The 13056-nt window shown below is 45.4% G+C and carries 13 protein-coding genes and 1 pseudogene; 9 read left to right on the top strand and 5 right to left on the bottom strand.

Going from position 1 to position 13056, the window contains the following annotated elements; all coding sequences use genetic code 11:
* Positions 1-206, top strand: a pseudogene (glmM, locus tag RMO27_RS15475) (phosphoglucosamine mutase); the annotation flags it as partial.
* Between the two features lie 94 nt (positions 207-300).
* Here glmM and RMO27_RS15470 read toward each other — a convergent pair.
* The 3 genes from RMO27_RS15470 to RMO27_RS15460 all read right to left on the bottom strand — a co-directional run bounded on the left by RMO27_RS15470 (position 301) and on the right by RMO27_RS15460 (position 2737).
* A complete protein-coding gene (locus RMO27_RS15470) occupies positions 301-996 on the bottom strand; it encodes a Uma2 family endonuclease (protein ID WP_309734089.1) in 696 nt (231 codons plus the stop codon).
* Positions 997-1042: 46 nt separating this feature from the next.
* Positions 1043-2146: a non-hydrolyzing UDP-N-acetylglucosamine 2-epimerase gene (wecB, locus tag RMO27_RS15465; protein WP_309734087.1), complete on the bottom strand. Its 1104-nt coding sequence runs from the start codon at positions 2144-2146 to the stop codon at positions 1043-1045.
* A 216-nt stretch (positions 2147-2362) separates the two neighbouring features.
* Positions 2363-2737 (bottom strand): hypothetical protein, encoded by a 375-nt coding sequence (locus RMO27_RS15460; RefSeq protein WP_309734085.1) that lies wholly within the window; start codon positions 2735-2737, stop codon positions 2363-2365.
* Between the two features lie 270 nt (positions 2738-3007).
* Here RMO27_RS15460 and RMO27_RS15455 point away from each other — a divergent pair, with 270 nt between their 5' ends.
* The 3 genes from RMO27_RS15455 to RMO27_RS15445 all read left to right on the top strand — a co-directional run bounded on the left by RMO27_RS15455 (position 3008) and on the right by RMO27_RS15445 (position 4655).
* Positions 3008-3178 carry a hypothetical protein gene (locus RMO27_RS15455; protein WP_309734082.1) on the top strand — a complete coding sequence of 57 codons (171 nt, stop codon included), beginning with the start codon at positions 3008-3010 and terminating at the stop codon, positions 3176-3178.
* A gap of 77 nt (positions 3179-3255) precedes the next feature.
* Positions 3256-4200: a glycosyltransferase gene (locus tag RMO27_RS15450; RefSeq protein WP_309734080.1), complete on the top strand. Its 945-nt coding sequence runs from the start codon at positions 3256-3258 to the stop codon at positions 4198-4200.
* A gap of 35 nt (positions 4201-4235) precedes the next feature.
* Complete coding sequence (locus RMO27_RS15445; protein WP_309734078.1) at positions 4236-4655, top strand: hypothetical protein; 420 nt, start codon at positions 4236-4238, stop codon at positions 4653-4655.
* Here RMO27_RS15445 and RMO27_RS15440 read toward each other — a convergent pair.
* Both RMO27_RS15440 and RMO27_RS15435 read right to left on the bottom strand, forming a co-directional pair.
* The gene (locus RMO27_RS15440) at positions 4652-5305 is read right to left on the bottom strand and encodes a Coq4 family protein (protein WP_309734077.1); all 654 of its coding nucleotides are present in this window, start codon (positions 5303-5305) and stop codon (positions 4652-4654) included. The two genes, RMO27_RS15445 and RMO27_RS15440, sit on opposite strands and share 4 nt — an antisense overlap.
* A 136-nt stretch (positions 5306-5441) precedes the next feature.
* Complete coding sequence (locus RMO27_RS15435; RefSeq protein WP_309734075.1) at positions 5442-5969, bottom strand: hypothetical protein; 528 nt, start codon at positions 5967-5969, stop codon at positions 5442-5444.
* Between the two features lie 198 nt (positions 5970-6167).
* Here RMO27_RS15435 and RMO27_RS15430 point away from each other — a divergent pair, with 198 nt between their 5' ends.
* From RMO27_RS15430 to RMO27_RS15410, 5 genes are all read left to right on the top strand, one after another.
* On the top strand, positions 6168-6833 hold the full coding sequence (locus RMO27_RS15430) for a helix-turn-helix domain-containing protein (protein WP_309734073.1): 666 nt from the start codon (positions 6168-6170) through the stop codon (positions 6831-6833).
* On the top strand, positions 6751-9459 hold the full coding sequence (locus RMO27_RS15425; protein WP_309734071.1) for an ABC transporter transmembrane domain-containing protein: 2709 nt from the start codon (positions 6751-6753) through the stop codon (positions 9457-9459). Before RMO27_RS15430 ends, RMO27_RS15425 begins: the two co-directional genes overlap by 83 nt.
* Before the next feature lie 132 nt (positions 9460-9591).
* Positions 9592-11253, top strand: coding sequence for an HlyD family efflux transporter periplasmic adaptor subunit (locus RMO27_RS15420; RefSeq protein WP_309734068.1), 1662 nt, complete (start codon positions 9592-9594; stop codon positions 11251-11253).
* A gap of 63 nt (positions 11254-11316) precedes the next feature.
* The gene (locus RMO27_RS15415; protein ID WP_309734067.1) at positions 11317-12048 is read left to right on the top strand and encodes a peptidylprolyl isomerase; all 732 of its coding nucleotides are present in this window, start codon (positions 11317-11319) and stop codon (positions 12046-12048) included.
* Between the two features lie 271 nt (positions 12049-12319).
* Positions 12320-12499 (top strand): hypothetical protein, encoded by a 180-nt coding sequence (locus tag RMO27_RS15410; protein ID WP_309734066.1) that lies wholly within the window; start codon positions 12320-12322, stop codon positions 12497-12499.
* Positions 12500-13056 lie beyond the last annotated feature (557 nt).

Below are 13056 nucleotides of genomic sequence, written 5' to 3'. Positions count from 1 at the left end.
GTGAAGCGCGGCTAAATTGGGAAAAGTGTCAACCATTGCAGGCTGGGATTGCCGAAGCGGCAGCCGAGATGGGCAACACCGGACGGGTACTAGTCCGCGCCTCTGGTACCGAACCGTTAATTCGGGTGATGGTGGAAGCCGAAAGTATGCAAAAAACTGAATACTGGACGAAATATCTAGTCGCGATCGTCGAGAAACATTTCTAGAACGATTTTTAAGGACGCACCCATATCCCAAAAATCCGGTAGGGGCAATTCACGAATTGCCCCTACCGGATTTTTGGGATTAGCCGAGATGGCATTAGATATTTTCTGGATCGATACCCAATTCCCGTAACTTGGCAGCTAATCTTGCTGATTGCTGCTGAAGATCGTTAGCTCTTTGCTCGGCAGTTTCCGCCCGCTGTTCGGCTGCCTGACGACGAAGATCCACATCCACAAAACTTAGGAACGGCTGCCCATCAGGGCGATCAATTTCCAGTTCGCCAGCTTCAAGTCTAAAGCGAATTCCCAGCAGCGGACTAGTCCAGTTAGTTGGTTCCTCAATCGATTCCAATCGATCTCCATTGCTCACCCAACCCGCAAAATCAATGCGATCGGGATCGTAGATATAATACTCATTCACACCATATTGCTCGTAAAATCGCAACTTGCGATTCATTTCGCCCATCCGATTGCCTGGCGAGAGAATCTCAAATACAACCTGGGGGGCAATCCCTCCCTCTCGCCACTGCTGATAAGATCCTCTGTCTCCTTTCGGTCTACCCAGAGCCACCATCACATCGGGAGCTTGACGAATGGTATTATTGCCCTCAACTGGATACCACAGTAGATCTCCTGCCACAAACACATCAGGATTTTGGGCGTAAATCAGTTCGAGATTTTCTTTAATCGTGACAATCCACCGGAATTGTTTGGTATTATCGGACATCGGTAAACCGTCACGATCTGGATAAATAATGTTGGCCGTAGCTTCTGTGGGAGTTTGAGCAATCATGGTTATCTACTCGATCGATCTGTTTTGATCATACCAAATCGTAAATTTACACTCCAAAAAACCGCTCCACCGCAGTCAGAATCTGCGTCGCAGCCGTCCCATCTCCAAATGGATTAATAGCCGTCGCCATCGTCTGATACGCTTGCGGATTGCCGAGCAGTTCGCTAGCTGCGGTGGTAATTCTATCGACATCCGTGCCGACTAATTTTGCAGTCCCGCCCATAACGGCTTCAGGACGCTCGGTAGTGTCTCGCAGTACCAAGACAGGCTTACCCAGGCTGGGAGCCTCTTCCTGAATCCCTCCGGAGTCGGAGAGCAGCAGATAGCTGCGCTGGATCGCACCGACGAGTTGGCGATAGTCGAGCGGTTCGGTGAGGAAAACGCGAGGATGATCGCCCAAAATTTGGGTCAATGGTTCGCGGACGGTGGGATTGCGATGTAGAGGTAGTAATAGTGCCGTATCGGGGAATTTTGCTAAGATCTGGAGCATGGCGGCTCCGATACTTTGCAATGGTTCGCCCCAATTTTCGCGCCGATGGACGGTAGACAGAATCACCCGATATTTGCTCCAGTCCAAGCCAGGGATATCGCATGGCGGCTGGGATTTGGCGACAGTTAGGAGTGCATCGATAACCGTATTTCCCGTCTGATGAATTTCGCCCGTAACGCCAGATTTGTGGAGATTGGCGACAGCGAGGCTGGTGGGGGCAAAATGGAGCTGGGTAATTTGGGAAATCAAGCGGCGATTGGCTTCTTCGGGAAAGGGATTGTAGATATTATCCGTCCGCAGTCCGGCTTCAACATGCCCGATCGGGATTTGTTGATAAAATCCAGCTAGGGCGGCAGCAAAGGCGGTAGTGGTATCACCTTGGACGATCACTAGGTGGGGTTCGATCTCTTTGAATAGTTTTTCTAATCCTTGCAAGCTGCGCTGGGTAATATCGGTCAGCGTTTGTTGATGCTGCATGATATCCAAATCGCGATCGGCCCTCAGCCCAAAAATCTCCATCACCTGCGCGACCATTTCCCGATGTTGCCCAGTTAAGACCACCTGGGTGGTAAATTTGCTTGACGCCTGAAATGTCCGAATCACCGGAGCCAATTTGATCGCTTCGGGACGAGTGCCGAGGGTAAAACAGACGCGCATCATAAGCTAAAGCTAATAAGTGGTAGATAGTCGATCTTGAAATCTGCGCAAGGATGGAGATTTACACCTTATCATCCTACCTGTGGCGGACTCGTTTTGACTCATCGCAATTTTAGTCGATCGACTGGCGATCGAGTACACAATAAAAAAGCTCGGTCATGACCGAGCTGATAGTAAGATTGGTTAAAAATAACTAAAATTGAAATAAGAGATTTGCGTTTAAGAGTCAATATCGCAGGTCAGCGGGCAAGTTGCATAAGTAGTGGTGCTGACAGGATTTGCGTCACCATGTAACCAGCTCAACCATCGGACTTCTTGGGGATGGATACCTTTGGTGGTCAGAATTCCCGCACCGACAACCACCGCTAAAATATTTAAGGCGATCGTGCCACCAGCGACTAATAGTACGGCACTAACCGGCAGAATTGGGTGCAACGTAATTGACAATAATGCTCCCACAGTAGCCATCAAAACAACCAATGGAAAACCAACTACTAACAGAGTAACTGTCAGCGCAAAACACCAAATCAAGAAGCTCTTAGCGGTAGCGATGTAACGGCTTTTACGAATGGTGCGATTTTTAGTTAGTTGCATTTTATTGGCTCCGGCTATCTAGATGGATACTGGCTAAAACTGATGCGTTTTGGTCAATCCCATGTCGGGGATCAATTTAACCTGGTGATATCAATATAGATAATCCCACCAAAAATAAGTGGCTATGTTAAAAAAACTTTACATGATTATTAATCTAGCCAGTCAAAAATGGCTGTGAAAATCTGCTAATGCTTAGTAATTATTTGCAAATATTTTTTGAAGCAATTTAATGATGGCAGCGTCTCTTCAGAGCCGCTCTCAGTGTGAACCATGCCAAAAAAGTGGACAACAAATCGTGACCATGCCAAACGACAGCAACGCCCAATGATGGAAGATGAGGTGGTAGCAGCACAATTAGAACAGCTAGTCACGCCAGCAGTGTTAGCACAAACGATCTCCAGCGCAGTTTCGGAAACTCTCGAACCCGCGATCGTGTCCTAAAACTAGGATAGGATGGTGAAGCGTGTAGTTCGCTAGCTATCCTGTTTTGTGCAATGTCAATCCTGAGGGCAAGATCGGTGTTTTTTAGTATCGTCATTCCTACTTACAACAGACTCCCCATCCTCCAGCAATGTTTGCGAGCATTGGAACTGCAAACCTGCGATCCGACGATCGTCACTGGTTATGAAACGATCGTCGTCGATGATGGTTCGACGGATGGGACGATCGAGTGGTTGCAAGCTAGCGCGAGCGAACTGCCGCATCTGAAAATTTACGAACAAGCTCACAAAGGTGCCTCCGCCGCCAGGAATTTTGGCGTCGAGCAAGCGACAGGGGACACGATTATTTTCATCGATAGCGATATCGTGGTGACGCCGACATTCCTTCAAGCTCATGCCGATATGCTGCTCCAGAAACAACAGGAATTAGGTAGCGATCGTGTCTTTACTTATGGAGCGGTAATTAATACTGCTAATTTTGAATCACCAACGAGCGAACCTTACAAGCTGCTAGATTTTTCTAATGCTTATTTTGCCACTACAAATGTGGCGATCGCCAGACATTGGTTATTAGAAGTGGGTTTATTCGATCTCGATTTCGATCTCTATGGCTGGGAAGATTTGGAACTGGGCGTCAGGCTCAAGAACCAAGGGATTGAAATGGTTAAATGTCCCGCAGCGATGGGTTATCATTGGCATCCGGCTTTCTCGCTCGATCGAATTCCCCGCCTGATCGAACAAGAAATCGAGCGCGGTAAAATGGGGGTGATTTTCTATCAGAAACACCCGACGCTGGATGTCAAAATCACGATCCAAATGACCATTTTTCACAGAATTTTGTGGAATATACTCTCGCTGGGTGGCGCGCTTAACGAACGGACGATGAAGCCATTATTGCAATGGACGATCGATCGCGGCAATCCCCAATTAGCCGAACAATTTGCGCGGATTTTTCTCAATCAGTACAGCGTTCAAGAAGTACATCGGGCTTACCAACAAAGTCTCAGAGCGATCGAGCGGTAACGAGCGATTAATTGTCTTAGCGATAATGGATAGCCATGATTAAAGCGATTAATAAATTAATTTTGTGGCTGTGGATTGGCACCACTTCATTACTAGATTTATCGCTAGTCATCTTTACCTTGCCGACGATCGCCCGGGTCAATTACTTTAATAGTGCGGTTTCTGTCGTAGATAGTATCTCCAATCAGCCCATTTATTTATTGGCGATCGACCAAATTGGGATCTCGTTGTTATTCTTGTTATTTGGGATGGTATGGGCGGCGATCGTCTTAATTGCCACAGAGCGATTATTAGTATTTTTAGCCTTTCCCACACCAAGAAATAACAGGTTCAGTCGGTTGAGTTTGACCTTATTTAAGCTGGCTTTGGTGGCGATCGTGTTGACGATTCTCATCGGTAATATCAGTCTGATTTACGACCAAATTCAAGGACGAGCGGGACTCGATCGCAATTAGATGTGGATATCTAAAGCCGATCGCACCTGGGCAATCGGTACTTCCCACCGGAGAGTCCAATCTACCCCAAATAGCGGCTGTGCAGCTTTACCCATCATCCAGCCAGTTGTCAGTGCGTTCAGATAACCATCGGCAACTTCAATATCATAAATCGCAGCTTTGAGGAGATTTTTGGTCATCAGTGCCAGCCAAAATCGCGATAACTGGAGTTGAGCGACACAAAATGCCTGCAACTTAATTTCTCCCAGCATATCAATAGGACTGCCGGTCATCACATGCCAAATATCGTGGGTTTCCCGCATGTGACTATCGATAAATTCAGCTTCATTAGTAGCAGGTAAAGCCGCAAGGTGTTGTAACTGATTGCTCAACATATAGTCAGCATATTGGTAGCCTAAAGTATCGACAGGCAATTGATGTAAAGCCAAGAGATCGATCGACCCCAAAGACTTGCGAGCGACCAAAGCAAGCTGACTCTGGGGGTGTTGGGAAAGATGCTCGATGGTGAGGGCTAAACTGTGAGGATCGCGGCTGGCGGTAACGAGTCGATCGATCGCTGTGAAATCACCATCTTCAGCTTCGGTAATGGCGACAACACTAGAGAGCAGCGACTGTTGCCAAGTATCTGGTTTTTCGAGAGTATTCAACATAGTTAAAGATGGTTAATGGTGAGGTCTACTTATCAATACGTGCTCCCCGCACAAATGGATCTCAAAATCTTCATTTTGGCGATAATTAACGCACTGATTAGGCGTTGCCGCCTTGAGACTAGAATCGATCGAAACCTCAACTCCCAAAATTGTAGCCAACTCCCGCAAGGATGCCGACATCGGCCTGACGATTAGCTGGAAAACCAGCATTGACGCGGACTGTACCTGTAAAATTTCTGGAGACGGGAATATCGATACCGCCAGAAATCGCTGGACTAATAGACAAACCCCCGTCGTATCGCAACATTGCTCCGCCACCAATAAATGGCGAGATCGTGGTTTGTCCGGCACCATTCCGAATTGGAAAATCGGCACTGACAATAATCATCGAAGTGGGCGGTTTACCGCCAAACACGATCGTCGCATCATGCAAAGAGAAGTTGTCGGAGAATCTCACCTTGGTTAGGATTGCGACGCCGCCCGTGCCGAGTGCTGTTGTATTCCCGCCCAACCCAATTCCGGCGCCGATACTCAGATAACCATTATTTTGATAACCGATGTTTGTTGCTGGCGGAACTGACTCAGCAGCGGCTGTACTTGAGATCGCCAGACTAGTTAGACCACAGAGCGTCAGTTGCCAGCACTTGGTAAAAGATTGGGACACTTTGAATTGAAGGTAAGGATTATCTAGTTATACGTTCCAAAATCGCTGGTGGATCTATGTCGATCAAACCAGTATCTATGTCTGATGGAGGATTGCCAAAAAGACTTAATTTAGGTTCGATAAAGATCCATTCCCACACTAGCAGCGTATAACCATTCAAATCGATTTGAGAGCTACTAGTGTAAGTGGAGTAAATCAATGAATCAAAATTCTCCAGGTATTTACCTGACAGCATTTCAACGCCAACTGTTAGGGGAAAGCATCGATAAAGACATCCCTGCTGCTCATCGACAGCGATTGGAGATCGTGCTGCTCACAGATGCCGGAAAAACTCAAGCCGAAATCTGTCGGAGCTTGGGGTGTTCGGCGGCGACAGCTAGTCGCTGGATGCAGCTTACCAAAGCTGGCTTGGCGCATCAGTATCTAGATTATCCGGTGGGAAGACCCAAACTTGTCACGGATGAATATATTGAATTCTTGCGCGAACTGCTCAAGCACAGCCCCAGAGACTACGGTTATCCGTTCAAAACCTGGACGGTAAGTTGGCTGGGAAAACATATCGCCAAGGAGAAGGGGATAGCAGTCAGTCAGAGCCATCTCAAACGGGTGATGCGGGAATTGGGATTATCGACTCGAACAGCGGCACAGCAGCCGTCTAGCCAGCCTAGTGCGAACATTTTGATCGCCGATCTCTCAGATTTGCCCGATGATTGCCAAGCAGAATTGGAACTTAATTTATTTCACATCCAGCTAGATACTCAGATTTATGGTTCAGCAGCGCATGTCTACCGTTATTTCGCCTCAGCAGTTCGACGAGATTTTTCAGGTCGCTATTACCCCACGGGACTATCAATATTGTCTTAAAAATGCCCGATTGCTTAGTCCCGAGTTGGGCAAGTTATGGACGATCGCAAATATTACCGCTGGACTGTACATCATCATCACTGGCAAGGTACGGTTATTAGACGATGATGACGAACCGATCGCGTCTTTAGGCGTGGGGGCATATTTTGGCGAATATACCTGTTTTTCGACTGAAGATTTGGCTATTTATACTGCGAGGGCGGGTGTCAATGTGCAGATCTGGTTTTTGCCACAGGAAGTACTAAACTCGCTCATCGATAAGTATCCGAGTATTCGACAGCAGTTATGGGAAACAGTTCACAGCCGCTGTGGTGAGCCAAATTTGGCGATCGATGCTCCTGCCAGATTTGAGCCGTCTATTTCGGAATCTGCTCTAGTACCATTTGAATTGCCACCCAATCGATCGAGCAAGAAGATTAGTAAGGCATATTTTCCCAATCCCGTCCAGACAGCGGGACATCTCTGGCAACGAGTCACCCGTCGCTATCCTTACTATGCTCAACAGAGTGCCTCAGATTGCGGTGCGGCTTGTCTGGCGATGGTGGCGCGGTATTGGGGGAAGAAGTTTAGTATCAATCGGTTGCGAGATCTGGCAAAAGTCGATCGGAATGGCTCGTCAATCAAGGGATTATCAGCGGCGGCGGAGAGTATTGGGTTCTCAACTCGCCCGATTAAAATTAGTCTCGATCGATTGGCTACTCAACCATTACCGGCGATCGTCCATTGGCAAGGTAGACATTATATCGTCGTCTATGCCATTACCAATACACAGGTAATTGTTGCAGATCCGGCGATCGGTCAACGGACTCTAAGCTATGCAGAATTTCAACAGGATTGGGCTGGTTACGCGCTGATTTTGCAACCATCGGCTTTACTCAAGGATACCGAGGATAGTACTACCCCATTTTGGCAATTCTTTGAATTGCTCAAGCCCCATCGGGTGGTAGTAATGGAGATTTTTATTGCTTCATTCTTCATTCAAATCTTTGGACTGATTACGCCATTATTTACACAATTAATTCTCGATCGAGTAGTAGTCCAAAAGTCAGAATTAACCCTTGTCACTGTCGGGGTAGGGCTATTTATCTTCAGTATGTTTCGGGTGGCGATGATGGGCTTGCGCCAGTATTTGCTCGATCATACGTCTAATAAATTAGGCTTAGCCCTAATTGTTGCTTTTATTCGCCACACGATGCGATTACCATTGAGCTTTTTCGAGTCGCGATATGTAGGCGATATCATGTCTCGCGTTCAAGAAAATCAGAAGATCCAACGGTTTTTGTCTGGCGAAGCAACCACAATTTTGCTCGATCTGCTGACGGTGTTTATTTATCTGGGAGTGATGTTTTGGTATAGCTGGCAAATGGCTTTACTATCACTATTAATTATCCCACCATTCTTTTTGCTAGCAGTTATTTCCACACCTTTCTTACAGAAAATTTCGCGCGAAATTTTCCATGATTATGCAGAGGAGAATAGCTATCTAATTCAAGCTTTGACTGGAATTAAAACAGTCAAAGCTACCGCCGTCGAGCAAAATGTCCGCTGGAATTGGGAAGAGTTGTTTCATAAGGCAATTAAAACCAACTTCGGTGGGGAAATGATTGGTAATCGGCTCCAGATTTTTAGTAATACGATCGATGCGGCGATTACTAGTGGAATGCTCTGCTTCGGGGCTTATCAAGTGATTAAAGGTCAACTGACGGTCGGTCAATTAGTTGCTTTTAATATGTTGTTAGGCAATATCATTCAACCTTTTCAACGCTTAACTGTGCTGTGGAATCAGCTTCAGGAGGTGTTGATTGCAATGGAACGAATTAATGATGTCCTCGATGCCGAACCGGAGGAAGATCTCCATCTCCGAGCTAGACAGTCACTCCCACCACTACAGGGTCATATTCGGTTTGAGAATGTCACCTTTCGCTATCATCCTGAAGGCGATGAGAATATCTTAGAAAATCTCTCTTTTGAAGTGAAACCAGGGCAAATGGTGGCATTAGTCGGGCGCAGTGGTTCGGGGAAAACGACGATTTCCAAACTGGCATTAGGGTTATATCCGGCTACAGATGGGCGGATTTTAGTCGATGGTTACGATCTGGCCAATTTGTCCCTGCGTTCCCTCCGCCAACAAGCGGGAGTTGTCGATCAAGATACATTTATGTTTGGCGGGACGATTCGAGAAAATATCAGCTTGAGCAAACCTGGAGCAGATTTGAATGAAGTAATTGAGGTGGCAGAATTAGCAGGAGCGGATGAATTCATTGCTAAATTACCGATGGGTTATGAAACCCAAATTGGGGAAGGTGGTGGCTTACTTTCCGGCGGACAACGCCAACGAATTGCGATCGCTCGTGCCCTCATGGGCAATCCACCATTATTAATCATGGATGAAGCAACCTCACATTTAGACCCTGAATCAGAACGGATCATTCAAGAGAATCTGAATACGATTCTCAAGGGGCGGACGACTTTAGTCATTGCCCATCGACTCTCAACAATTCGCGCTGCGGATCTAATTTTAGTGCTAGACAGAGGTATTTTGATCGAGCAGGGAACTCACAGTGAATTGATTGCTAAAAAGGGTCATTATTACTATTTCAATCAACAACAGTTAGAACCAGCATAGATCTACCCACCCCACCCTACGGGCACCCCTGTCTTGTCGGTTTTTTTATTCGGAGGGAACCTCCGAATAAAACCGCCGCTCCCAAGAGGGGATTTTACCACTAGTAGAAAACTATCTTAACAGCAAGAAATTATGTCTGAAATATTCAACGATCGAGAAATTGAAGTAGCGTCATCAGCCGCGATCGAGTTAGTGCCAAATCGCCCCGCTGAGATGGTTGGAGTAGAAGATTGGTCGGATACGGTCAAAGATGCGATCGAGGCGTTGCCGATGGTCTGGACGCGGGGACTGTTTTACCTGCTACTGCTATTTACTTGTACTATCCTCCCCTGGGCAATGTTATCAAAATTCGATGAAACGGGAGCGGGGCGGGGCCGGATTGAGACGAAAGGTTCTTCCAATCGGCTAGAATCAGCGACATCGGGACAGGTAATCGCCGTGCGGGTGCAGGAGGGGCAATCGGTACAACAGGGACAGGTATTGCTCGAACTTGAATCCGATGCCGTCAGGGCAGAAGTTCAGCAAGCTAGCACTAAACTTGAAGGGCAAATGAGTCGGCTTTCGCAACTGGGTATTGCCAAGAATCAAGTTGCAATTGCGATCGCGACTCAGCAGCAACAAAATAAAGCCCAAGCTGTGGAAAAACTCGCTCAATTCGAGCAAGCCCAGCAAAATTTGGCAGACAAACAATCGAGTGCGCCGTTGTCCGAAAATCTCAAATTAATTCAACTCGATCGAGCTGGCAAAATTCTCACAGATAGTAAGGCTAACTTACTGATTCAAACAACTGAAAAAGCCGCTCAACTCCGTCAAGCCCGTCAACGACTTGCCGCCGCTAAGACATCTCTGATTATTAATGACAGCAAATATCAGTGGAGTCTCAAAGAATTGAAGCGTTATCAGTTCCTCCACGAGCAAGGCGGTATCCCTGAAGTTAAATTGGTCGAAATTCAGGGCGTTGCTAAAGAAATGGAACGTATGACCGCCCAATCTGCCGCTGATGTGGAATTAGCCGAGACAGGGATCAAGGAGCAAGAGAGTAATTACAGCAGAGTAATTTACCAGCTTCAGGCAGATATTCGGCAATCGGAGTCAAAACTTCTAGAGCAAAATCGCGAATATCAACAGATTTCGGCACAACAAAAAGTAGCAATTCAGCAAGCCCAATCGCGGCTTAAAGAACAACAGGGAAATCGAGACAGTTTACTCCAAGGTGGTAAATTATCCATCTTTAAAAGTGAAGAACAGCTCAAAGATCTTCAAGCCCAAATCGGTACGCTCAATACTGAAATTTCCCAAACCCAGCAACAAATCAAAGAACTAGAACGACAACTAGCCCAAAAAATCATCCGCGCACCCGTCGCTGGTACAATCCTCCAGCTGCCATTCAAACAACCCAAATCATTTATCCAAACTGGTCAATTGGTCGTCCAGATTGCCCCACGGGGTGCGAGTACGATTCTCAAAGTGCAGATGCCAAGTGAGAATACAGGATTTTTAAAAACTGGGATGCCTGTAAAAGTGAAATTCGATGCTTATCCGTTCCAAGATTATGGCGTAATTGAGGGCAAGGTGCAAAAGGTGTCGCCAGATTCCAAGCTGGTAGATGTCGGCAATGGCAAGATTGAAGCGTTTGAGGTGGATGTGATGCTCGATCGCAATTATATCCAGTCTCAGGGTAAACGCATCCCCCTAAATTTGGGACAAACGGCAACAGCGGAGGTAATTGTCAGGCAACGACAAACGATCGATCTGATTCTCGATCCGTTTAAAAAGTTGCAGCAGGGCGGTTAGGAATCACAACGATTGAAATCACGGATGCAATCACGCATCCTCACAAACTAGGAGTAATTTACAATGTCGATCGATGCTAATATCACCACCAAAGATATCCTCGAACAACTCAAAATATCTCGCAAAATCCCAGAAATTATCGAACAGATTTTCACGCGGCGGATTGTCAAAGCGGAAGCAGAAAAACTGAGTATTAAGGTAGAAATTCCTGAATTACAAGAGGCTGCCGACCTTTTCCGTGCCAAGAATAGGCTAATCAGTGCCAGGATTACCGAAAAGTGGCTAGAGATCAATCAACTCTCACTCGATGAATTTGAAACGATTGTTCATCTAGAATTATTGAGTGACAAGCTCAAACAGGTGGTGCTAACAGATAAGGTCGAACAATACTTTTATCAACATCAACTAGATTTCGATCGAGTGGTGATGTATGAAGTCATTTTAGAGAACAAAGAGCTGGCAATGGAGATGTACTATGCAATCAAGGAAGGAGAGATTAAATTTTCAGAGGTTGCCAATAAATATATCAGCGATCCAGAACTCAAGCGAAAAGGCGGCTATCGAGGACAAATCAAACGTAAAGATCTAAATTCGGGATTGCGATCGGTATTTTCAGTTACTACTTATCCACAAGTGGTGAAGCCGATCGCTACCGCTCAAGGATTTCATCTCATCTGGATAGAGGAAATTATCAAGGCGACGCTAGAGCCAGATATTTTTCAAGAAATTCAAGCTCTATTGTATGAGAGTTTTTTGAGAAGTAAGTTTGCCGATTTAGTAGTTAATGACAAATAAAACAATCTTCATTCATGGTCTAGATGAATCTTACTGTTTGGGTATTTAATTGACACATTTTTGATGCGTTATCAGCAACCCGAAAAAGTATTTGCATTACAAATCATTTGACAAGGCCAACTAAATCCACGAAAATGGATGCATAATTGATATCGTTTTGATACAAATACAGTACCGCAAGAACGGTAAAAACTAACTAGATCTGTCACAATATTAATGGAAGATAAAAAACAAATCTTCCGCAAACCTAAATAGATAAAGGAACATTATCATGGCAGTTATTTCAATTTCCAACTTACGTCCGACTGGTGCCGATTTATTCGATAGCTCAGAAAGCTATCTTCAAGATTTGACAGATATCGAACTTGAGAACACTGTCGGCGGAAGTACTCCTTATACTCTTATTCCCCTCTATAGTGCTCTGACAATCACCATTGCCACCCATTTTTAGAAAAAACACAACCTGGTAAATCATTTAGAATTGCTATAGCAATATCGAAATAAAACAGCTATTAATCGTCAATGATTAATAGCTGTTTTCTGTGAAAACTTTCTGGCATTTATCTCATCTCAATATAATTAGATGAGAGTGGTAATACAAATAAACATTCAAGTAGAGGATAGATCGAAACTAGATTTCCATCTGTAACATCTTCGTATTGATAAGTACACGGCGACTTTTCGCATCTTCAGCCCATGCGCATCCTCTATAGAAATAGAGTTTTTTGCATGAAAACTTATGTTGATTTAGCTCTAATTAAAAGACTCGATCGAAATCTAGTTTCGATCGAGCCTTTGTGTCAATATTTCATTTGGGTATCTAATTATTGCCAAACGATCGAACTAAATTTGATAGTTTGATTCTTGTTAATCCCAAACTATAATACTTAGGACTTTAGCTAATTCGCGCCATCCACCTTTACCAATCGAAACAGGGTTTGTAATGAATCTAAATTTAACCCTTCCTTATTCAACCCCACGAATAGGTGGTGTTGGCTGAGGAATTGG

Source organism: Chamaesiphon sp. OTE_75_metabat_556, from assembly GCF_031378165.1.
Taxonomy (GTDB): Bacteria; Cyanobacteriota; Cyanobacteriia; order Cyanobacteriales; family Chamaesiphonaceae; genus Chamaesiphon.
The sequence above is the reverse complement of the archived record's forward strand: the minus strand, read 5'-3'. Positions and strand labels throughout refer to the sequence as shown.